At 63.2% G+C, this 20,240-nt stretch carries 20 protein-coding genes; 16 read left to right on the forward strand and 4 right to left on the reverse strand.

The window, feature by feature from the left end; all coding sequences use genetic code 11:
- Positions 1-67: 67 nt before the first annotated feature.
- The 8 genes from ilvN to NKJ11_RS26555 all read left to right on the forward strand — a co-directional run bounded on the left by ilvN (position 68) and on the right by NKJ11_RS26555 (position 9,010).
- Positions 68-640, forward strand: a complete 573-nt coding sequence (gene ilvN, locus NKJ11_RS26520) for an acetolactate synthase small subunit (protein ID WP_023757090.1) — start codon at positions 68-70, stop codon at positions 638-640.
- A gap of 115 nt (positions 641-755) precedes the next feature.
- Complete coding sequence (locus NKJ11_RS26525; RefSeq protein ID WP_352794674.1) at positions 756-1,352, forward strand: LysE family translocator; 597 nt, start codon at positions 756-758, stop codon at positions 1,350-1,352.
- Positions 1,353-1,602: 250 nt separating this feature from the next.
- Positions 1,603-2,874, forward strand: coding sequence for an efflux RND transporter periplasmic adaptor subunit (locus tag NKJ11_RS26530; RefSeq protein ID WP_352612456.1), 1,272 nt, complete (start codon positions 1,603-1,605; stop codon positions 2,872-2,874).
- Entirely contained in the window at positions 2,871-6,032 is a 3,162-nt protein-coding gene (locus tag NKJ11_RS26535; RefSeq protein WP_352612391.1) for an efflux RND transporter permease subunit, read from the forward strand. Before NKJ11_RS26530 ends, NKJ11_RS26535 begins: the two co-directional genes overlap by 4 nt.
- A gap of 80 nt (positions 6,033-6,112) precedes the next feature.
- On the forward strand, positions 6,113-6,736 hold the full coding sequence (nthA, locus tag NKJ11_RS26540) for a nitrile hydratase subunit alpha (protein ID WP_352551888.1): 624 nt from the start codon (positions 6,113-6,115) through the stop codon (positions 6,734-6,736).
- On the forward strand, positions 6,733-7,392 hold the full coding sequence (gene nthB / locus NKJ11_RS26545; protein WP_352794675.1) for a nitrile hydratase subunit beta: 660 nt from the start codon (positions 6,733-6,735) through the stop codon (positions 7,390-7,392). The genes nthA and nthB overlap by 4 nt, the downstream gene beginning before the upstream one ends.
- 7 nt (positions 7,393-7,399) lie before the next feature.
- The gene (locus tag NKJ11_RS26550; protein WP_502905819.1) at positions 7,400-7,738 is read left to right on the forward strand and encodes a nitrile hydratase accessory protein; all 339 of its coding nucleotides are present in this window, start codon (positions 7,400-7,402) and stop codon (positions 7,736-7,738) included.
- A 144-nt stretch (positions 7,739-7,882) separates the two neighbouring features.
- On the forward strand, positions 7,883-9,010 hold the full coding sequence (locus tag NKJ11_RS26555) for an ATP-dependent DNA helicase (protein WP_027034850.1): 1,128 nt from the start codon (positions 7,883-7,885) through the stop codon (positions 9,008-9,010).
- Here the strand turns inward: NKJ11_RS26555 and NKJ11_RS26560 are convergent.
- Positions 9,003-9,425 carry a SpoIIAA family protein gene (locus tag NKJ11_RS26560; RefSeq protein WP_352442857.1) on the reverse strand — a complete coding sequence of 141 codons (423 nt, stop codon included), beginning with the start codon at positions 9,423-9,425 and terminating at the stop codon, positions 9,003-9,005. The two genes, NKJ11_RS26555 and NKJ11_RS26560, sit on opposite strands and share 8 nt — an antisense overlap.
- Positions 9,426-9,560: 135 nt before the next feature.
- Between NKJ11_RS26560 and NKJ11_RS26565 the strand changes: the two genes are divergently transcribed.
- Positions 9,561-10,301 carry a pyridoxine 5'-phosphate synthase gene (locus NKJ11_RS26565; protein WP_023813048.1) on the forward strand — a complete coding sequence of 247 codons (741 nt, stop codon included), beginning with the start codon at positions 9,561-9,563 and terminating at the stop codon, positions 10,299-10,301.
- Positions 10,302-10,404: 103 nt separating this feature from the next.
- A complete protein-coding gene (locus NKJ11_RS26570) occupies positions 10,405-12,324 on the forward strand; it encodes a potassium transporter Kup (protein WP_127293158.1) in 1,920 nt (639 codons plus the stop codon).
- A 62-nt stretch (positions 12,325-12,386) separates the two neighbouring features.
- Here NKJ11_RS26570 and NKJ11_RS26575 read toward each other — a convergent pair whose 3' ends face one another.
- Positions 12,387-13,280 carry an SDR family oxidoreductase gene (locus tag NKJ11_RS26575; RefSeq protein ID WP_128304440.1) on the reverse strand — a complete coding sequence of 298 codons (894 nt, stop codon included), beginning with the start codon at positions 13,278-13,280 and terminating at the stop codon, positions 12,387-12,389.
- A gap of 135 nt (positions 13,281-13,415) precedes the next feature.
- Between NKJ11_RS26575 and NKJ11_RS26580 the strand changes: the two genes are divergently transcribed.
- Both NKJ11_RS26580 and NKJ11_RS26585 read left to right on the forward strand, forming a co-directional pair.
- A complete protein-coding gene (locus NKJ11_RS26580; protein ID WP_127293162.1) occupies positions 13,416-13,826 on the forward strand; it encodes a winged helix-turn-helix transcriptional regulator in 411 nt (136 codons plus the stop codon).
- 46 nt (positions 13,827-13,872) lie between these two features.
- The gene (locus tag NKJ11_RS26585; protein ID WP_352439804.1) at positions 13,873-15,135 is read left to right on the forward strand and encodes an FAD-dependent oxidoreductase; all 1,263 of its coding nucleotides are present in this window, start codon (positions 13,873-13,875) and stop codon (positions 15,133-15,135) included.
- Here NKJ11_RS26585 and NKJ11_RS26590 read toward each other — a convergent pair.
- Entirely contained in the window at positions 15,083-15,829 is a 747-nt protein-coding gene (locus NKJ11_RS26590; RefSeq protein ID WP_352439805.1) for a glutathione S-transferase family protein, read from the reverse strand. The two genes, NKJ11_RS26585 and NKJ11_RS26590, sit on opposite strands and share 53 nt — an antisense overlap.
- A 100-nt stretch (positions 15,830-15,929) precedes the next feature.
- Between NKJ11_RS26590 and NKJ11_RS26595 the strand changes: the two genes are divergently transcribed.
- From NKJ11_RS26595 to ilvC, 3 genes are all read left to right on the forward strand, one after another.
- Positions 15,930-16,388, forward strand: coding sequence for a MarR family winged helix-turn-helix transcriptional regulator (locus NKJ11_RS26595; protein WP_352794677.1), 459 nt, complete (start codon positions 15,930-15,932; stop codon positions 16,386-16,388).
- 151 nt (positions 16,389-16,539) lie between these two features.
- A complete protein-coding gene (locus NKJ11_RS26600; RefSeq protein ID WP_352632489.1) occupies positions 16,540-17,193 on the forward strand; it encodes a TetR/AcrR family transcriptional regulator in 654 nt (217 codons plus the stop codon).
- A 26-nt stretch (positions 17,194-17,219) separates the two neighbouring features.
- Positions 17,220-18,239, forward strand: a complete 1,020-nt coding sequence (gene ilvC, locus NKJ11_RS26605; RefSeq protein ID WP_013531065.1) for a ketol-acid reductoisomerase — start codon at positions 17,220-17,222, stop codon at positions 18,237-18,239.
- A gap of 116 nt (positions 18,240-18,355) precedes the next feature.
- Here ilvC and NKJ11_RS26610 read toward each other — a convergent pair whose 3' ends face one another.
- Positions 18,356-18,919: a BA14K family protein gene (locus NKJ11_RS26610; RefSeq protein ID WP_023812414.1), complete on the reverse strand. Its 564-nt coding sequence runs from the start codon at positions 18,917-18,919 to the stop codon at positions 18,356-18,358.
- Positions 18,920-19,107: 188 nt separating this feature from the next.
- Between NKJ11_RS26610 and NKJ11_RS26615 the strand changes: the two genes are divergently transcribed.
- Positions 19,108-20,235: an endonuclease/exonuclease/phosphatase family protein gene (locus tag NKJ11_RS26615; protein ID WP_352794678.1), complete on the forward strand. Its 1,128-nt coding sequence runs from the start codon at positions 19,108-19,110 to the stop codon at positions 20,233-20,235.
- Positions 20,236-20,240 lie beyond the last annotated feature (5 nt).

The raw sequence follows: 20,240 nt of genomic DNA on the forward strand, positions 1-20,240 counted from the left end.
GCTGTCGCGAGAAAGCCCTGCGCAAACAGAGAATTAGCTCAAGAGCTTGAAAAACGAGATTCATGTCATGAACGCACAGCTACAACCGACCGGCTCCGCCTATTTCATCGCCAAGGAGACGGAAAAGCCGGAAAACCACACGCTTTCCGTGCTGGTCGACAATGAGCCGGGCGTGCTTGCCAGGGTCATCGGCCTGTTTTCCGGGCGCGGCTACAACATCGAGAGCCTGACCGTCTCCGAGACCGAGCATGAAAAACACCTGTCGCGCATCACCATCGTGACGCGCGGCACGCCGCATGTGCTGGAGCAGATCAAGCACCAGCTCGAGCGCATCGTGCCGGTGCACCGCGTCGTCGACCTGACCGTGCGTTCGCATGAATCCGGCCAGGAACGGCCGCTTGAGCGCGAACTGGCGCTGGTCAAGGTCGCCGGCACCGGCGAGGCCCGCGTCGAGGCGTTGCGGCTGGCCGATGCGTTCCGCGCCAGCGTCATCGACGCCAACACCGAGCATTTCATCTTCGAGATCACCGGCAAAGGCTCCAAGATCGACCAGTTCATCGCCATCATGAAACCGCTCGGCCTGGTCGAAATCTGCCGCACCGGCGTGGCAGCGTTGAACCGCGGCCCGCAGGCGATGTAGGACTTCGGCGGGGCTGGCGCCGAACGCGTCAGCCAGCTTCCACAGTGAGGCCATCCGTAGCCTTTGCGGGGTCGCCGAGAAGAGACAAGATGCTGACTTGTCAGGGAAGATATCCATGTCGCTCGACGCATTCCTTGCCCTGCTTGTCTACGCCTTCGTGACGTCGATCACGCCGGGGCCGAACAATCTCATGCTTCTGGCATCGGGCGTGAATTTCGGCCTCGTCAGAACCGTTCCGCACATGCTGGGCATCAGCATGGGTTTCCTCGTGCTGCTGCTTGCCGTCGGTCTTGGCCTCGGCGCTGTGTTGACGGCGTTTCCGGCGCTGCATACCGTGCTCAAGATCGCCGGCGGCGCCTATCTTTTGTACCTCGCCTGGAAGATCGCCATGTCGCGCACGCTGACCGGCAAGGGCGAGACGAAAGCGCGGCCCATGCGCTTCATCGAGGCAGCCGCATTCCAGTGGGTCAATCCCAAGGCGTGGGTGATGGCGATCACCGCCATGGCCGTCTATGCCAATGCCGAGCACCCGTTCCTGTCGGTGGTGTTGATCGCCGTGGCTTTCACCATCGTCAATTTGCCGAGCGTCTCGGTGTGGGCTGGGTTCGGCACCGCACTGCGCGGTTTCCTGTCGGACCCGGTGCGGCTGAAATGGTTCAACATCGCCATGGGCGTGCTGCTGGCGGCGACGCTTTGGCCGATGCTGAGGTAGGCCCGGGGCGCATCATCTGATCTTTGAGGGACAGGATCCGGAGTCTCGGGCGTACCGCCCAGATCGGGATTGAGCCCGTGTTGCACATCCGTTGTGCAGTGCACATTAAATCTTCGTAATGCCGCCTTTTGGCCCTTTTCCGACAAAGGCGTGTCCTATCTATTCGGCGAAATCGCGGCAGTGAGCCGTGAGTTGCGCTAGAATACGACCACCTGGTTATGGCGTGTCGGACAGAGAGGGCCTTTTGTCGATGCGTGGAAAAGTCATTCTTTCATTGCTTGCGGTCGCCTGTGTCGGCGCGGCCTGGCTCTATCTGTCTCCGGACACGCTGAGCAGAGTTCAGCAGCTTATCGGCGCAAAGCAGGTCGCGGCCGCGGACAAACCGACCACCGACAAGCCGGCAACGGGGGGCAAGTCGGCAGGTGGCGGCAGCGGCGCCCGCTCGGCCTCCATCCTCTCGGCCGTCGCTTCGACAGCCGATTTCCCGATCCGGCGCTACGCCATCGGCTTCGTCTCCTCTCCAGCCGTCGTCAACATCAACGCGCGGGTGTCCAGCCAGATCGTCTCCATCGATGTCAAGGACGGGCAGATGGTCAGGGTCGGCGACGTTCTGTTTTCGCTCGATGACCGGGCGCTGAAGGCGCAGCTTGCCAAGGATCAGGCGGCGCTCGCCAAGGATCAGGCGATGCTCGCCAGCTCGCAGTCGGATCTTCAGCGCGCGAAGGATCTGGTCGCCAAGCAGGCCGGCACGCAGCAGACCTACGACCAGGCCGTCGCCGCGCAGAAGGCTGCCGCAGCGACTGTCGATGCCGACAAGGCGACAATCGACGCCGACAATGTCCAGCTTGGCTTCGCCACGATCACGGCGCCGATTTCCGGCAGGCTGGGCGCAGTCAGCGTCGCCGTCGGCGATCTCGTCACCGTCAGCAATGGCAACAGCAGCACGGCCACTCCGCTGGTGACCATCACCCAGATGGACCCGCTGCAGGTCAACTTCAATCTTCCCGAGAGCAACCTGGCTTTGCTGCACAAGGCGCTTGCCAACCCGCAGCAGGGCGCGGTGACACTGACCAAGGACGGCGACCCGACGCCGATCGGCAAGGGCACGCTCGATTTCGTCGACTCCAGCGTCGACACCGCGTCGGGCACGATTGCCACGCGGGCAAGCATTCCCAATGCGGACCTTTCGCTATGGCCCGGCCAGTATGTGAATGTCGTGCTCGACGCCGGCATCATGCCGCAGATGACATCGGTTCCGACCGTCGCGGTGCAGCCAAGCCAGAAGGGGCAGTTCGTCTATGTGGTCAAGCCGGACAACACGGTCGAGATGCGGCCGGTGCAGGTGGCGCTGACCGAAGGCGACAACAGCGCCATCAGCCAGGGGCTGAAAAGCGGTGAGAAGGTCGTCACCGAAGGCCAGACGAGGCTGAAGGACGGCGCGGCGGTGCATGAGGGCAAGGCCACGGCGAATGCTGCTCCCAAGGTGGCCGAGGCGACCAACGCCGGCGAGGCGGCCCAATGATCTCCGAATTCTGCATACGCCGACCCGTCGCCACCCTTCTGATGTCGTTCGCCCTTGTGCTGGGCGGGCTGTTCGCCTACAAGTTCCTCCCGGTGGCCGCACTGCCCAGCGCCGAATTCCCGGTGGTCAATGTCTCGGCTTCGCTGCCCGGCGCCTCGCCGGAAACCATGGCGACATCGGTGGCGACGCCGCTGATCAAGCAGTTTGCCACCATCGCCGGCATCGATTCGATCTCGACCACGAACTCGCTTGGCCAGACCTCGATCGCCATCCAGTTCGTGCTCAACCGCGACATCGATGCGGCGGCGGCCGATGTGCAGGCGGCGATCGCGCGCACGCAGAAATCATTGCCGCCGCAGATGACGGCGCCGCCGAGCTATCGCAAGGTCAATCCGGCCGACGCGCCGATCCTTTTGATGTCGCTGGTCAGCGACACGGTTCCGCTGACCGATCTCGATGCTTTCGCGGAAAATGTCATCTCGCCGTCGCTGTCGACCATCGACGGCGTGGCGCAGGTCTCGATCTTCGGCCAACAGAAATACGCGGTGCGCATCCAGATCGACCCGACCGCGCTTGCCGCGCGCGGCATCTCGATCGATCAGCTGCAGGCGGCGGTCGCCTCGGCCAACAGCAACACGCCGCTGGGCGTGCTGCAGAACGACAAGCAGCAGCTCACCATCACCGCCAACACGCAGCTGACCGACGCCGCCGGCTTCTCCAACATCATCATCGCCACCAAAAACGGTCATCCCGTGCGGCTGGGCGAGGTGACCCGCGTGGTCGATTCGGTGCAGACCACCACCACCGCAAGTTGGTACGATGGCACCCGCGCGATCATCATGGCCGTGCAGCGCCAGCCCGATGCCAACACTGTCGACGTCGTCGACAAGGTCAAGGCGATGCTGCCGTCCTTCAAGGACCAGATGCCGGCCGCCGCCGACATCAAGCTGCTTAACGACCGCTCCAGTTCGATCCGGCAGGCGGTCAGCGACGTGCAGTTCACGCTGTTGCTCACCATTGCCCTGGTGATCATGGTGATCTTCGTGTTCCTACGCCGGGTGACGGCGACCATCATCCCGGCCGTGGCTGTGCCGATCTCGCTGATCGCCACGCTCGGCGCGATGTTCCTGTTCGGCTTTTCCATCGACAACATATCGCTGATGGGCCTGACGCTGGCGGTCGGCCTCGTCGTCGACGACGCCATCGTGATGCTTGAAAACATCTTCCGCCATATGGAGGAGGACGGGCTGTCGGCCTTCGACGCATCGCTGAAGGGCGCGCGCGAAATCGGCTTCACCATCATCTCGATCTCGATCTCGCTGGTGGCGGTGTTCATCCCCGTGCTGCTGATGGGTGGCGTCATCGGGCGCATCTTCAACGAGTTCGCCGTCGTGGTGACGGTCGCCATCCTGGCGTCGATGTTCGTGTCGCTGACGCTGACGCCGATGCTGTGCTCGCGGCTGCTGTCGGTGACCAAAGCCGACCGTGACAAGCATGGCCCCGGTCATAAGCAGGACCTCGTCACCCGCGGCTACGACAGGGTCTTGAGCTTCTGCCTGCGCCACACCTTCCTGGTGTTCCTCGTCTTCGTCGGCACCGCGGCAGCGTCGGTGTGGCTGATCCAGACTTCGCCGAAGGGTTTCTTCCCGCAGGAGGACATCGGCCAGATATCGGTGACCACCATCGCACGTCAGGACATCTCTTTCGATGCCATGTCCAGGCTGCAAGGACAGGTCGCCAGCGTCTTCTCGCATTCGCCCTATGTCGCCCATGTGGCGTGGTCGGCGGGCAGCGGCAACAATGCGCTCAATCAGGGGCAGCTTTTCGTCCAGCTCAAGGGCAAGGACCAGCGCCCCGATATCGAGAAGGTGCTTTCGGATCTGCGCAAGCAACTGGCCGGCGTGGCGGGCATCGAGACCTACATGCAGCCGGTGCAGAATTTGAGGCTGGGCTCGCGGTCGTCGGCAAGCGCCTACCAGCTCGTGGTTCAGGGCCTTGATACCGGCCTGACCGATATTTGGGCGCAGAAACTGAACGACGCGATGGCGGCCGACCATGCGAACTTCACCGACGTCACCAGCGACCTGCAGAACAATGCGTTGCAGGCGACGCTGGTGGTGGATCGCGACAAGGCCGCCCAGCTCGGTATCGATACCGACACGTTGCGCTCCGCCCTCTATGGCGGGTTCGGCACCGACCAGGTTTCGACAATCTTCGGTTCGGCCGACAGCTACGAAGTCATCACCGAGCTCGATCCAAAGATCGAGTGGTCGCCCGAGCGGATGCTGGCCATCCAGATGAGGACGGCGAGCGGCAGTCTGGTTCCGCTCGGCGCCTTCGCCCGGGTCGATCGCACGGCCGGCGCCCTGACTGTCAACCAGCTCGGCCAGCTTCCAGCCGTGACCATCTCCTACAATCTGCCGCAGGGCGTGGCGCTGGGCGACAGCGTGACGCGCATCAATGCGCTGAAGGAGCAGATCGGCATGCCGACGGTGATCTCGACCACCTTCGCCGGGACGGCCAAGACCTTCCAGGATTCTCTTGCCAACCAGGGTTTTCTGGTCGGCGGCGCAATCCTGACCATCTACATCGTGCTCGGCATCCTCTACGAGAGCTTCATCCACCCGCTGACAATCCTCACCGGCCTGCCGTCGGCTGTGCTCGGGGCGGTTGTTGCCTTGCGCTTCGCCGGTATGGATCTGTCTGTCATCGCGGTGATCGGCATCCTGATGCTGATCGGCATCGTCAAGAAGAACGGCATCATGATGGTCGACGTCGCGCTTGAACTGCGACGAGACGGCATGTCCGCGACCGAGTCGATCCACAAGGCCTGCCTGATGCGGTTCAGGCCGATCATGATGACGACGCTGGCGGCACTGATGGGCACATTCCCGATTGCGCTCGGCACCGGCGCCAGCGCCGAACTGCGCCAGCCGCTGGGCGTTGCCGTTGTCGGTGGTCTGCTTGCCTCGCAGGCGCTGACCCTGTTCGTGACGCCGGTGATCTATGTCTACATGGAGAATTTCTCTGGCTGGCTGGTCGGGCTTTGGTCGAAGCGCAAGGGCGAGCCAGGCCCGGTCGAAGCGGGGGATCAGCCGTCGCTATTCGAAGCCAGGGAAGACATGCTGCCCGAACCGCAGCGGGCGGCGGCCGAATGATGTGACAGGGCCAGCGCCATGTGCCGTTGGCCCAAGCCGTTGCGCTTGCGGCGGCATCACTGGAAACGTAGTTTGCGGCCATGTCACACGATCATGACCACGACAACGAACTCGATCCGTTTGCCGCCCGCGTCCGCGCGCTGGAAACCATCCTCACCCAAAAGGGGCTGATCGATCCGGCGGCGATCGACGTCATCGTCGATACCTACGAGACGAAAATCGGCCCGCGCAACGGCGCCAGGGTGGTGGCGAAGGCCTGGAGCGATCCCGCCTATGCCGAATGGCTGAAACGCGATGCGACGGCGGCGATCGAATCGCTGAGCTATACCGGGCGGCAGGGCGAGCACATGCAGGCGGTGTTCAACACCGAGGAGACGCACAATCTCGTCGTCTGCACGCTGTGCTCCTGCTATCCGTGGTCGGTGCTCGGCCTGCCGCCGGTCTGGTACAAGGCGCCGCCCTATCGTTCGCGTGCCGTCATCGATCCGCGCGGCGTGCTGGAGGAGTTCGGGCTGACGCTGCCGGCGGACAAGAAAATCCGCGTCTGGGATTCGACCGCCGAGCTGCGCTATCTCGTCGTGCCGATGCGGCCCGAAAATACCGAAGGCTGGAGCGAGGAGCGGCTGGCGGAGTTGGTCAGCCGTGATGCGATGATCGGGACCGGCTTGGCCCAAAGACCTGAAATAGAGGGGCAGCCGGCATGAACGGGCCGCAGGATCTCGGCGGACAAATGGGGTTCGGTCCCGTCGCGCCCGAACAGGACGAGCCGTATTTTCATGCCGCATGGGAGAGGCGGGCGCTCGGCGTGACGCTGACTGCCGGCGCCATGGGAGCCTGGAACATCGACGAGAGCCGGCATGCGCGGGAATCACTGCATCCGGCCGACTATTATGCCTCCAGCTACTACGAGATCTGGATCAAGGCGCTGGAGGTGCTGCTCAAGCGCCATGGGTTTGTCAGCGAGCGCGACTTGGCTGAGGGCCGAGCGATTGATCCGGCTGCGACACCGAAAAGGGTGCTGAAGGCGGAAAACGTGCCTGCCGTGCTGGCCAAGGGCGGGCCTTGCGACCGGCCTGTGGCACAGCCAGCGCGGTTCAAGGCCGGCGATCCTGTACGGACCAAGAACTTCAACCCGACCGGCCACACGCGGCTGCCGCGCTACGCGCGCGGCAAGCAGGGTACAATCGAGGCCGTGCGCGATGGGTTCGTGTTCCCCGACAGCAACGCGCATGGCCACGGCGAAAACCCGCAATGGGTCTACACCGTGTTTTTCGAAGGATCGGAAATCTGGGGCGAGGGCGCCGACCCGATGCTTGTTGTGTCGATCGATGCCTGGGAGAGTTATCTTGAGCCGGCGTGACTCGGACATGGCCGAGCTGCCGCCGGGCGTCGATGCGCCGGTGTTTGCCGAGCCATGGCAAGCCGAGGCGTTCGCTATGACGGTGGCGTTGCACGACAAGGGCCTGTTTTCGTGGGGCGAGTGGGCGCAGGCACTGTCGGAAGAGGTGAAGAGACCGGGCGCCGCAGTGGACGGCCATGATTATTACGAACATTGGCTGGCGGCGCTGGAAAGCCTGCTTGCCACCAAAGGGCTGGCCGCGAAGTCGGATGTCGACGCTATGGCTGAAGCCTGGGAGCGCGCCGCGCATGCCACGCCGCACGGCAAGCCGATCCTGCTGGAAAACGATCCCCAGCCGATTCGATAAGGTGTGGGGCGAGCTTGTATGTTCCCTTTACGTTCTTGTCTGCGCCTGATAGCCTGACCCGTCGGCGGCATTGAAGCGTCCCGGCGCATCGATGATGGTGGCCGCTGTCTTGTCTTTCCCTTGCGAATCCGGTCTCTCGCGCTGATGGAATTCTCTCCCCAACAGGACGACGCGCTGAAGGCGGTCGCCCAATGGCTGAAGACCGGCCAGCCGCAGCTGTTCCGGCTGTTCGGCTATGCCGGCACCGGCAAGACGACCTTGGCGCGGTATTTCGCCGAACATGTCGACGGCCAGGTGCAGTTCGCCGCCTTTACCGGCAAGGCGGCGCAGGTGCTGCGCTCCAAGGGTGCAGTCAATGCGCGCACCATCCATTCGCTGATCTATCGGCCGAAGGGCGAGGAATCGGTATCGGACGAGGTCACCGGCAAGACGTCGATGTCGCCGACCTTCTCGCTCAACCGCCAGAGCCCGATTACGCGGGCGAAACTGGTCGTCATCGACGAATGCTCGATGGTCGACGAGCAGCTCGGCCGCGACCTGATGAGTTTCGGCACGCCGATCCTGGTGCTGGGCGACCCCGGCCAGCTGCCGCCGATCTCGGGCGGCGGCTTCTTCACCGACCACGAGCCGGATTTTTTGCTGACCGAAATCCACCGGCAGGCGCGCGACAACCCGATCCTGCGGCTGGCGCTCGATGTGCGCGAGGGCCGTGAATTCATGCGTGGCGACTATGGCACGGCGCAGGTGATCGGCAAGGAAGACGTCACCCAGGAGCTGGTGCTGAAGGCGGACCAGGTGCTGGTCGGCACCAACCGCACGCGTCGCCGCTACAATCAGCGGCTGCGCGAGCTCAAGGGCTTCAACGCCGATTATCCGCAAGCCGGCGACAAGCTGGTCTGCCTGCGCAACGATCCGGCCAAGGGCCTGCTCAACGGCTCGCTGTGGAAGGTGATGACCTCGTCGCGCGAGACGGTGAAGCCCGGCATCAACCTTCTGGTGTCGCCGGAAGAGGACGATCCGGATCGTGGCGTCGCCAAGATCAAGCTGCTCAAGGCGGCGTTCGAGGATCCCGATGCCGATATCCCCTGGCAGCAGAAGAAGCGCTTCGACGATTTCGACTATGGCTACGCCCTGACCGTGCACAAGGCGCAGGGCTCGCAGTGGAACGAGATTGTGCTGTTCGATGAAAGCTGGGCCTTCAAGGAAACCCGCCAGCGCTGGCTCTACACCGCCATCACGCGGGCGGCCGAACGGCTGACGATCGTCAGGTAGGGGCTCCGGATGCTGTTGCCCCGATAGGCTGTGCGGCAAGCCATTGCCAGGCGGCAGCCTCGTCCTCCGCCCTGAAATGCCTGATTTCGATGGGCGGTGAGGACGGCAGAAAGCGTTGTGCGTCCGCTATCCAGTCCGGTTCGCCGATGGTTGCGCAACGGCCGACATGTTCCAATGCATGAATGGCACCCTGCTTCAGGGTCTCGTCCGCGATGTCGGCCCAGTCGACGCCATCGTGGTCGACGAGGCGCACCAGCACATCGATGCGCGGGTGCAGGGCATAGGCTGCCTCCAGCAGCCCGAAAAGATTTTCACCGTCGGCCGCGGAAACGTGCCCGACGACATCGATGGCGAAAAGGTCGTCGCGGCTGGTCTCGATACGGCGGATTGCCGGAACCTCATCGAGAAAATTCATCGGTGCGTCCTTTCCCGGGTTCGCTCATCAGGCTTGGAACACGCGAAACCCCCAGTCTGTTCCCACCAAAGGCATTACTGTTCCCGTCAAAGGCATTATAGGTGGGCGCGTTGAATGATTTCCGAGGCCACCCGCATGCCTGCAAAGCTCTCCGTCAACCTCAATGCCATCGCCATGCTGCGCAACCGGCGCGACCTGCCGTGGCCAAGCGTGACCGGCCTCGGCCGCATTGCGCTGGCGGCCGGAGCGCATGGGCTGACGGTGCATCCACGCCCCGACGAGCGGCACACAAGACACTCCGATCTGCCTGAGATTCGGTCGCTGATCGACGACGAGTTTCCGCGCGCGGAATTCAACATCGAGGGCTATCCGACCGAGGATTTCCTGGTGCTTGTGGAAAAGCACCAGCCCGAACAGGTGACTTTGGTGCCGGACGATCCGGCCCAGGCGACATCGGACCATGGCTGGAACTTCGCCACCCGGGCCGCGTTCCTCACACCGATCGTCAAGCGTCTGAAAAAGGGGGGCTTTCGCGTGTCGCTGTTTTCCGATCCGGACCCCGATTGGGTGGCGGCCGCCCGCGATGTCGGCGCCGACCGTATCGAACTCTATACGGGTCCATATGGTAGCTATCACACAGATTCCGCCAAAGCGGCCAAGGAGCTGGAAAGACTGGGAAAAACCGCCGACGCCGCGCTTGCTGCCGGGCTTCAGGTCAATGCCGGGCACGATCTGGTGGTCAGCAATCTGCCCGCACTTGCCAAGCGCATTCCGGCATTGGCCGAAGTGTCGATCGGACATGGGTTGACAGCCGACGCGTTGGAGTATGGCATGGCCGGCACGGTGGGTCGGTTCCTCAAGGCCTGCGGATGGTAGCGATGGCAGCCTCGCGTGGCAGGCATGGCAGCCATTACGCGACGGCACTTGATATTGCATTGCAGCAAGCGTAGAGCACCGCGCGCTTATCGGAGTGTCGTCCATGGCCCTTACCAATACTGGTAGTGAGGCAGAACCCGTCGAACAATCGAGCCATTCGGAAGTCGAGCAGCACAGCACCAAGGTTCTGATGCTGGGCGCGCTCGGTGTCGTCTATGGGGATATCGGCACCAGCCCGATCTACGCCTTTCGCGAGGCGCTGGTGGCGTCGTCGGGCGGACAAGTCGCCCAGCGCGGCGATATTCTGGGCGTTTTGTCGCTGATCATCTGGTCGCTGACGATCATCGTCACCATCAAATACATCATGTTCGTGCTGCGGGCGAACAACCGCGGCGAGGGCGGCGTGCTGTCGCTGATGGCGCTGGCGCGCGGCAGTTTCCCCAAGCGCTCGGCGCTGATGCTCGGCATCGGCATTGTCGGGGCATCGCTTTTCTTCGGTGATGCCGTCATCACGCCGGCGATATCGGTGCTGTCGGCGGTTGAGGGCATGAATGTCGTCACGCCGACCTTCCAGCCCTATGTCGTGCCGCTGACATTGGTCATCCTTGCCATGGTGTTTGCGGTGCAACGTTTCGGCACGGGGGGTGTGGGGCTGGTCTTCGGTCCCGTGACGGCGGTGTGGTTCCTGGCGATCGGCCTTTCCGGCCTCAACCACATCATCGCCGATCCGGAAATCCTGTGGGCGATCAGCCCGCACTACATCGTCGCGTTTCTGATCAATTCGCCCGACGTCGCTTTCGTGACCATCGGCGCCATCTTCCTCGCCGTCACCGGTGCGGAAGCACTCTATGCCGATCTCGGGCATTTCGGCCGCAAGCCGATCGTGCTCGCCTGGCTGTGGGTCGTGTTCCCGTGCCTGCTGCTGAACTATGCCGGGCAGGGTGCCTTCGTGCTGGCCAAGAACGGCGTCGTCGGCCATCCTTTCTTTGAGATGAACGAAGGCTGGACGCTGATCCCGATGGTCGTGCTGGCGACCGCCGCGACGGTCATCGCCAGCCAGGCGGTGATCTCGGGCGCCTTCTCGCTGACCAGGCAGGCGGTGCAGCTCAACATGCTGCCGCGCCTTGAAATCCTGCACACCTCGGAGAAACAGTCCGGCCAGATCTACATGCCGCGCGTCAACCTGCTGCTGGCGCTGGTGGTGATGATGCTGGTCGTCGGCTTCGGCGAATCCAGCAGGCTGGCGTCGGCATACGGCATCTCGGTGACCGGCAACATGCTGGTGACCACAGTGCTCTTGTTTGTGGTCATGACGCGGATTTGGAAATGGCGGCTGTGGGTGGCGGTCGCCATGACGGCGCTGTTCGGCTTCATCGACGTCGGCTTTTTTGCCTCCAACATCGTCAAAGTGTTCGAGGGCGGCTGGGCCTCGCTGGCCGTGGCCTTCACCATCGTGCTGGCCATGTGGACCTGGGTGCGCGGCAGCCGCTATCTGTTCGACAAGACCCGCCGCAACGAAATCCCGCTCGATTTCCTCGCCGGCAATCTCCTGAAGAAAAAGCCGCAGCTGGTGTCCGGCACCGCGGTGTTCCTGACGAGCGATCCACTCAGCGCGCCAACCGCGCTGATGCACAGCCTGAAGCACTACAAGGTGCTGCACGAGCAGAACGTCATCCTTTCGGTGGTGACCGCGCCGCAACCGGTGGTGCCCGACAGCGACCGGGTCAAGATGGAGACGGTCAACGAGCTGTTCATGCGGGTGACGCTGACCTTCGGCTACATGGAGCAGCCGAACATCCCGCGCGCGCTGGCGATCTGCCGCAAGCAGGGCTGGAAGTTCGACATCATGACGACCTCGTTCTTCCTGTCACGGCGTTCGCTCAAGGCCTCGCCCAATTCCGGCATGCCGGTGTGGCAGGATCGGCTGTTCATCGGCCTGGCGCGCACGGCGGCCGATGCGACGGAGTATTTCCAAATCCCGACCGGGCGCGTGGTCGAGATCGGCACGCAGGTGGCGATCTAGGACATGTCCTGGCGGATCGGCGAATGGACTGTGCTTCACGGCACAGTCCATGTCACTCCGCTTCAACCGGCCAGCGCGGCCTTGTTTGCCTCGAGGAACTGCTTCAGCGTCTTCGACTTCCGGCCGGAAAGCGTCTCGACCGCGTCCGTCACCATGGCGATGCGGCCGGAACGCGTGTTGGCGTCGAACGACACGATGATGCGGGCAAAGTCCTCGGGAACGCCAGCCGCCTTCACGCCCTCGGTCAGGGCTTCATCCGGAACCTGCACGACATCTAGCGGCTTGCCGGTGACCTCGCTTACCAGGGCCGCAATCTCCGCGGTGGTGTAGGCCTGCGGGCCGGTCAAGGTGTAAGTCTTGCTTTCGTTCGAAACGGTAACGAGGCCGGCGGCAATCGCTGCCGCCATGTCGTCGCGCGCACCGTGCGCCATGCGGCCGTCGCCGGCGGACGTATACCAGTGTCCCGAGGCAATGGCCTGCGGCAGGGCCATGAACAGGTTCTCCTGGTACCAGCCGTTGCGGAAGATCGTGTAAGGGATGCCGCTCGCCTTGATCGCCTGCTCGGTGCCGTAGTGATCATTGGCAAACAGCACCGGCGAAACCGGTTCTGGATTAGGCATCGAGGTGTAGAGAAGGTGGGAAACGCCGGCCTTCTTCCCGGCGGCAACCGCGTTCTCGTGTTGCCTCAGGCGCTTGCCGTGAAGCAGGTCGATCTCGCCGGTCGAGATGATCAGCACCCTGTCGGCGCCCTTGAACGCAGACTCCAACGATAGTGTGTCGTCGAAGTCAGCCGCCCTTGTGATGACGCCTCGGGCCGCCAGGCCGGCGAGGTTTTCCGGATTGCGGGTGGTGGCGATGATCCGTGCCGCTGGAACCTTGAACGTGTCCAGCAGATGGTTGATGACGCCGCGGCCGAGCTGGCCGGAAGCGCCGGTGACGAGAAGGGTTTCGGTCATGGAAGATCCTGACATTGCGCCGCTAAGGCGGCTCGAGTGGCAGTCTCAAAAAGAGACCAGCACTAAAATAGGAATTGACCCTGGGCCGTAAAGAAGGCAGTTTTTCGGGAGGTAGGCAGGCGCAGGGAACCAGCGGTGGACAGCAAGATCGTCAATCTGAGATCGAAGATGGAGGTCTACAAGGCGATCTCCGGCGGCGGCAATTTTGCAAATTGTCCAGTCCGCGATGTCATCCAGGGGGTGAGCGGCAAATGGAGCTCGCTGCTGATGATGGCGCTGGCCGAAAAGCCCTATCGGTTTGGCGAATTGCGGCGGCTGGTGCCCGATATCTCACAGCGCATGCTGACGCAGACGCTCCATGATTTGCAGCGTGACGGCTATGTGCATCGCGAAGTGTTCCCGACCAAGCCGCCGAGCGTCGAATACAGCCTGACCGATCTCGGGCATTCGATGTTCGGCGCCTTGCATCAGCTGATCCTATGGGCCGAACTCAATCATGACGCGGTGCGCGACGCGCGTTCCGGCTTTGATGCCATGCAGGCTTGAACGGCAGTTAAAACCCGCGGCTTGATTTCGTCGGGCGGCTGAAGGATTGTCCCGGCCAGTTCGGCTTGGGGGCATTGGCATTTCCTACGACATAGCAATTGCCGGCGCCGGGCCGGCGGGATTGGCCATGGCGCTCTATCTCAAGCGTGCCGGGCATCGGGTCACGGTCTTCGAGCGCTTCGATGAGCCGAAGCCGGTCGGCTCCGGGCTGATTCTGCAGCCGACAGGGCTGACGGTCCTGGCCGATCTTGGCCTGCTTGACGACATACTCGCGCTGGGCAGCCGTATCGACCGCCTGCATGGCGCCGATGCTTCCACGGGCCGTACGGTGCTCGATGTCCGCTACGATGCGCAACGCGGTGGCCGCTTCGGGCTGGCGGTGCACCGGGCGGCCTTGTTCGGCGTGCTTTTCCGCGCCGCGCAGCGCGAGGCGATCGCCATCGAGACCGGCGTCGAGATCGAGGCTCTGGAGACCGGCGAACGGGCGACGCTGATATGCGGCAACCGACGAAGGGCAGGGCCGTTCGACCTCGTCATCGACGCCAGCGGTTCGCGCTCGAAACTGCGCCGCGCGAGCGCTCCAGGCGAGCCAAGAGCACTCACCTATGGCGCGTTCTGGGCCTCGCTTGGTTGGCGCGGCGACGGTTTCGATGAGCATGCGCTGCTGCAACGCTACGACAAAGCGAGCGTGATGATCGGCGTGCTGCCGGTCGGCCGGCCGCAGCCGGGCGCTGAAAAGATGGCGGCCTTCTTCTGGAGCCTGAAGCCGTCGGATGCCGATGAGGTGCGCGTCCGCGGCCTGAACGCCTGGAAGGAAAGGGTGGTCCGGCTGTGGCCACAGAGCGAGGCGTTCACCAGCCAGATCGACAGTTTCGACCAGCTCTCGCTGGCCCGCTACGGCCACCACACGATGAAGCTCCCGGCCGGTAGGCGATTGGCCGTCATCGGCGACGCGGCGCATTCCACCAGTCCGCAACTCGGGCAAGGGGCGAACATGGCGCTGCTCGACGCGGCGGCGCTCAGCCATGCGCTGGTGCGGACAACGAGTGTCGACGCAGCACTGGAGGCCTATGCGAAGGCGCGGCGCTGGCATGTCCGCATCTTCCAGGCGCTGTCGCTGGCATTCACGCCGTTCTACCAGTCGGATTCGGTGGCGCTGCCCTTCATCCGCGACAGGCTGGTGGCGACGGTGGCAAAAATCCCGCCGGCGCCGCAGTTTCTCGCCTCGATGGTGGCCGGTACGATGATCGATCCGTTCAAGCGGATTGGGCTGACCGAGGCGCGGTGGCTGGATCGTTTTGCCGGATGAGGCCTGAAAGGTGCGATCCCTTCGCTTGCAGGAAAGCATGCAGGCGCTGCGGATAGTCCGGCGCCACGGCTTGCCTGATCGACGGGCGTTCACTCAACGCCTTGCGCCAGGCTCGGACGAGCGGTTTGCCGTCCAGAATGCCGAAATCACCGATGTGGTCGAAGACATCGAGATAGCGGAAGACCGGACCGTAAACGGCGTCGACCAGCGAAAAGTGGTTGCTGGCGAACCAGGGTCCGCCGGGCTCGTCCGCCAGCTCGGCTTCGAGGCGATCGAACATGGCGGACAGCGCGCTGGATTCGGCAAGGAAGCCAGCCTCGATCGAGGCTGAATAGAACCGGCCGATGGCGTTGAGGGTTGCCGAACCGAACTCGATCCAGGCGCGATGACGGGCGCGGGCATAGGGATCGACAGGGTGGAGGGGATTGGCCTGCGTCTCTTCGAGGAATTCCAGGATGACCGCTGACTCGAAGACCACCGTTTCCTCGCCATTTCGCTGCACGCGCAGCAGCGGCACCTTGCCGAGCGGCGAGATCGCCTTGAACCAGTCCGGCTTGTTGGCGAGGTCGATATCGATGCGCTCGAACGGCACGCCCTTTTCGGCCAGCGAAATCGCGGCGCGCTGCACATAGGGGCAGAGGTGATGGCTGACGAGAATGAGCTTGTCGGCGCGTGTGCAGGTTTCGTGTTTCATCGGATCGGCTTTCCAGGGTTAATGCAATTGCATCTATATAGATGCACATGCATCGACCGTCAAGCTTGATGCAATTGCATCTATCGTCTAGGAATGCGCCATGACCGAGAAAGCCACGCCTTCGCCCGAAGCCATCAAGGCCTGGGCTCGCCTGATGCGCGTTTCGCGCCAGCTGATGGAAAGCGCCGAAGAGGCGTTGAAGGCCGCCGGCCTGCCGCCGCTTGCCTGGTACGACGTGCTGCATGAGCTCGCCGAGGCGGGTGAGGGCGGGCTGCGGCCGTTCCAGCTCATCGAGCGCACGCTGTTCGCGCAATACAACATCTCTCGGCTTCTGGCCCGGCTCGAGGCCGATGGGCTCGTCGAGAAACTGCCGGTGGCCGATGACGGCCGTGGCCAGACCATCCGCATCACCGCCAGCGGGCGAGAGACACGCCGCCAGATGTGGGCTGTCTACGGACGCTCGATTGCGGAACTGGTAGGCGCCAAATTGTCGGCGGATGAGCTGACCATGGTCTCGCCATTGCTTGGACGGCTGCGTCAACCGCCGGCCGGCGACTAGGCGAGGCTTGTCGCGCGCGGCAACGCTCATCCACTTGCAGATATTTTGCTCTCGTCCTCTTGCGTGCGGCCTTGGAATGCGCAATATGCCGAACCGTAACGTACGGTACGGATTGCCGAGTGATCGGTGGCCTGCCTTTCGAGAGAAGAGCGTGTTGCACATCTTGCCCGATATGGACACCAGCGAAGCGCTGACAGAACGGCAGAAGGCCGTCCTCGACGCGGCGTTGCGGCTGCTGGTCGAGGAGGGCGATCATCTGACCATGACCGCCGTGGCGCGCCGCGCTAGCTGCTCCAAGGAAACGCTCTACAAATGGTTCGGCGACCGTGACGGGCTGCTGACGGCGACGGTGCAGTGGCAGGCCTCGAAAGTGCGGGTGGCGCCGGTTGACGGCAAGGGGCTCGATCTTGCCTCGCTGACCGCAAGCCTCGAACGCTTTGCCTCGGACTGGCTTAAGGTGATCTCCAGCGACACCTCGATCGCCCTCAACCGGGTGGCGGTCAGCCATGCGGGCTCGGGTAAGGACAATCTCGGCGCCGTCGTGCTTGAGAACGGCCGCTTCGCATTGGCCAAACGGTTGAAGCCGGTGCTTGAGGCCGGCCGACGGACCGGGCTTTTGGATTTCGCGGATGCCGAGACGGCGTTCCGCACCTTTTTCGGGCTGGTCGCCCGCGACGTGCAGATCCGTCTGCTGCTTGGCGACCGGCTGGAATTGACTGAGGCGGCGATCGGCGGCGATGCCGCGCGCGCGACGCAGCAGTTTCTCGCTCTTCATGGAGCAACAACCGGCCGCAAGGCCCTCTGATTTGTAAAAACGGGAAGGAAGACAAAATGCGCGTCTATTACGATCGTGATGCCGATCTCAATCTGATCAAGGGCAAGAAGGTCGCCATCATCGGCTATGGCAGCCAAGGCAGGGCGCATGCGCTCAACCTCAAGGATTCCGGCGCCAAGGAGATCGCCATCGGCCTCAAGGCCGGCTCGGCGACCGCCAAGAAGGTCGAGGCCGACGGGCTCAAGGTGATGAGCGTGGCGGACGCCGCCAAATGGGCCGACCTGATGATGATGGCAACGCCGGACGAACTGCAGGCCGACATCTACAAAAACGAGATCGCGCCGAACATCCGCGACGGTGCCGCAATCGCCTTCGCACACGGCCTCAACGTGCATTTCGGCCTGATCGAGCCGAAGTCGACGGTCGACGTCGTCATGATCGCGCCGAAGGGTCCCGGCCACACGGTGCGCGGCGAATACCAGAAGGGCGGCGGCGTGCCGTGCCTGGTCGCCGTCAACCAGGACGCTTCGGGCAATGCGCTCGACCTGGCGCTGTCCTACGCCTGCGGCGTCGGCGGCGGCCGTTCGGGCATCATCGAGACCAATTTCCGCGAGGAATGCGAGACCGACCTGTTCGGCGAGCAGGTCGTGCTGTGCGGCGGTCTGGTCGAGTTGATCCGGGCCGGTTTCGAGACGCTGGTGGAAGCCGGCTACGCGCCTGAGATGGCCTATTTCGAGTGCCTGCACGAGGTCAAGCTGATCGTCGACCTGATCTATGAAGGCGGCATCGCCAACATGAACTACTCGATCTCGAACACCGCCGAATGGGGCGAATATGTCTCGGGTCCGCGCATCATCACCGCCGAGACCAAGGCCGAGATGAAGCGCGTGCTGAAGGACATCCAGACGGGAAAATTCACCTCGGAGTGGATGCAGGAATATCGCGCCGGCATGTCCCGCTTCAAAGGCATCCGCCGCAACAATGACAGCCACCAGATCGAGGAAGTCGGCGCCAAGCTGCGCGCGATGATGCCCTGGATTTCCAAGAACAAGCTGGTCGACAAGGCCAAGAACTGAGCGAAATCCACAAGCGCTCGAAAACAGCGGCTTCCATGAACAAAAAACGGCGCCAAGTGGCTGCGCCAAGTGGCGCCGTTTTTTCATTCTGTCGGTCGGCTCAGCTACAGGTCAGCTCAATAGGGTGAGTAGCACTGCTGGCGCGGGCCGTTATAGGGCTGGAAGGTGTTGTCGTAGGCCCGGTACGACCGGTAGCGGTTGTAGCACCATTGGACATGGGCGCTCGAAAGCCGTCCCGCGCGGTAGTAGCGGCGCGGCGCCGGCCGGTCATAGTAGTCGTAATTGTTGTACATGCTGCCGAGGCCAAGCCCCAGGCCAAGGCCCAGGATCGCGGCACTCGCGCCATCATCGTAGTAACGGCCGCCGCGATAGTGATGGCGACCATGGCGCCAACGCCAGTTGTCTCCACCATTCCAGTTACCGCCGCCGCCCTGCCAGTGTCGACGGCCGCCGTCCCAATTGCCCGACCGGCGCCATCTCCAATCGTCGTTGTTGAACTGACGGTTGTTGCCGCCGGCCCAACTGTCGCGAACCGGCGTGACATTCGGCGCCGCCGTGCTGGTTGGTATCGACAGATCCGGCTGCATGATCGGTCCGGCGGCGGACGGTGCCGTGACGCCGGACAGGATACCGAGGGCTATCAGCCCCGATTTGACCGTGGAAGAAAAGAGCGAACTCATTGCACTCTCCAAGAGTTACAGGCCCCACGCCCACCCGAGGAATGGGCAACAATGGATGTTTGCATCTGAACGGCGGATGAACGGAAAGGTTCCGTCAACCATGACGCGAACGCGCCCAGGACCAATCGATCTCAGATGGTGGTTTTGCGCGCTTGTTTTCCGAAGCACTTGCGGGCAAAGGTCATGGCATGTCGCTGCGCCTTGCCACCTTCAATGTCGAGAACCTGATGAACAGGTTCGATTTTTCCGGCTATCGCAACCAGCTCAACGAGGATCGAACGCTGGCGCTGTTCGATATCCAGAGCGAGGCGGAATACAGGATCCTGGAGCAGGCCCGCGCCATCGCCCAGTCCGACGACACGCGCCAACTGACGGCGCTGGCAATCGCTGCCACCCGGGCCGACATCATCTGCATGCAGGAGGTCGACAACATCGAAGCGCTGAAGGCCTTCGAATACGGCTATTTGTTCAAGATGGTGGGGCAGGGCTACCGGCAGAAATACACCACATCGGGCAATGATTCGCGCGGTATCGACGTTGCCGTGATGATGCGCAACGAGACCGCGCAGGGCCAGCCGATCGAATTCGTGCGCATGACCAGCCACGCCTACGTCACCTACGAGCAGTTCGGGCTGCACACGCCGGAACTCGAGGTACTGGGCAATCAGGCCAATGAGCGCATTTTCCGGCGCGACTGCCTGGAGATCGACGTCACCGTGGGTGGCGTGCCGCTGACGCTCTATCTCGTGCATTTCAAGTCGATGGGCTCGCCGCGCAACGGGCTCGACGGGCGCGAGGCGACGATGCCGGTGCGCATCGCAGAGGCGCAGGCCGTGCGCCGCATCATCGAGGAGCGCTTCGGTGGGGCCACCGCTGACAAAAGTGGGGCCGCCGACAAACGCTGGGCGATCTGCGGCGACATGAATGACTATCGCCAGCGCGTGAAGGTAGCAGGCGATGCGATCGACGGTTATCGCTTCGAGGTGGTCGACGAAGCCCTGTCCTGCATCAACGTGCTGACGGCAGGCGGCTTTTGCGAAAATGTCGTCGAGCGGCGGCCGGAGATGAACCGCTGGAGTTTTTACCACACGCGCGGACCGGAAGAGCGGCATCTGTGCCAGCTCGACTACATCCTGTTGTCGAAGGGGCTCGCCGCCAGCAACGCGACGGCCGTTCCCGACATCATCCGCAACGGCCAGCCCTGGCGCACCATTTTTCCGCCCGGCCAGGAGGTCGAGCGGTTTCCGCGCGCCGGCTGGGACCGGCCGAAGGCATCGGACCACTGTCCGGTGGCCATCACGCTGGACATGACCTGATACGC

It is taken from the genome of Mesorhizobium sp. M0243, from assembly GCF_040321775.1.
Taxonomy (GTDB): domain Bacteria; phylum Pseudomonadota; class Alphaproteobacteria; order Rhizobiales; family Rhizobiaceae; genus Mesorhizobium.

What these genes read in the sequence shown, in the direction of transcription:
- NKJ11_RS26610 (WP_023812414.1), bottom strand. Translation starts at nt 18,919, where the DNA reads ATGAGTTCGCTCTTTTCTTCCACGGTCAAATCGGGGCTGATAGCCCTC.
- NKJ11_RS26560 (WP_352442857.1), bottom strand. Translation starts at nt 9,425, where the DNA reads ATGAATTTTCTCGATGAGGTTCCGGCAATCCGCCGTATCGAGACCAGC.
- ilvN (WP_023757090.1), top strand. Translation starts at nt 68, where the DNA reads ATGAACGCACAGCTACAACCGACCGGCTCCGCCTATTTCATCGCCAAG.
- NKJ11_RS26550 (WP_502905819.1), top strand. Translation starts at nt 7,400, where the DNA reads ATGGCCGAGCTGCCGCCGGGCGTCGATGCGCCGGTGTTTGCCGAGCCA.
- NKJ11_RS26525 (WP_352794674.1), top strand. Translation starts at nt 756, where the DNA reads ATGTCGCTCGACGCATTCCTTGCCCTGCTTGTCTACGCCTTCGTGACG.
- NKJ11_RS26590 (WP_352439805.1), bottom strand. Translation starts at nt 15,829, where the DNA reads ATGAAACACGAAACCTGCACACGCGCCGACAAGCTCATTCTCGTCAGC.
- nthA (WP_352551888.1), top strand. Translation starts at nt 6,113, where the DNA reads ATGTCACACGATCATGACCACGACAACGAACTCGATCCGTTTGCCGCC.
- NKJ11_RS26535 (WP_352612391.1), top strand. Translation starts at nt 2,871, where the DNA reads ATGATCTCCGAATTCTGCATACGCCGACCCGTCGCCACCCTTCTGATG.
- NKJ11_RS26570 (WP_127293158.1), top strand. Translation starts at nt 10,405, where the DNA reads ATGGCCCTTACCAATACTGGTAGTGAGGCAGAACCCGTCGAACAATCG.
- NKJ11_RS26555 (WP_027034850.1), top strand. Translation starts at nt 7,883, where the DNA reads ATGGAATTCTCTCCCCAACAGGACGACGCGCTGAAGGCGGTCGCCCAA.
- nthB (WP_352794675.1), top strand. Translation starts at nt 6,733, where the DNA reads ATGAACGGGCCGCAGGATCTCGGCGGACAAATGGGGTTCGGTCCCGTC.
- NKJ11_RS26595 (WP_352794677.1), top strand. Translation starts at nt 15,930, where the DNA reads ATGACCGAGAAAGCCACGCCTTCGCCCGAAGCCATCAAGGCCTGGGCT.
- NKJ11_RS26615 (WP_352794678.1), top strand. Translation starts at nt 19,108, where the DNA reads ATGTCGCTGCGCCTTGCCACCTTCAATGTCGAGAACCTGATGAACAGG.
- NKJ11_RS26575 (WP_128304440.1), bottom strand. Translation starts at nt 13,280, where the DNA reads ATGACCGAAACCCTTCTCGTCACCGGCGCTTCCGGCCAGCTCGGCCGC.
- NKJ11_RS26530 (WP_352612456.1), top strand. Translation starts at nt 1,603, where the DNA reads ATGCGTGGAAAAGTCATTCTTTCATTGCTTGCGGTCGCCTGTGTCGGC.
- ilvC (WP_013531065.1), top strand. Translation starts at nt 17,220, where the DNA reads ATGCGCGTCTATTACGATCGTGATGCCGATCTCAATCTGATCAAGGGC.
- NKJ11_RS26565 (WP_023813048.1), top strand. Translation starts at nt 9,561, where the DNA reads ATGCCTGCAAAGCTCTCCGTCAACCTCAATGCCATCGCCATGCTGCGC.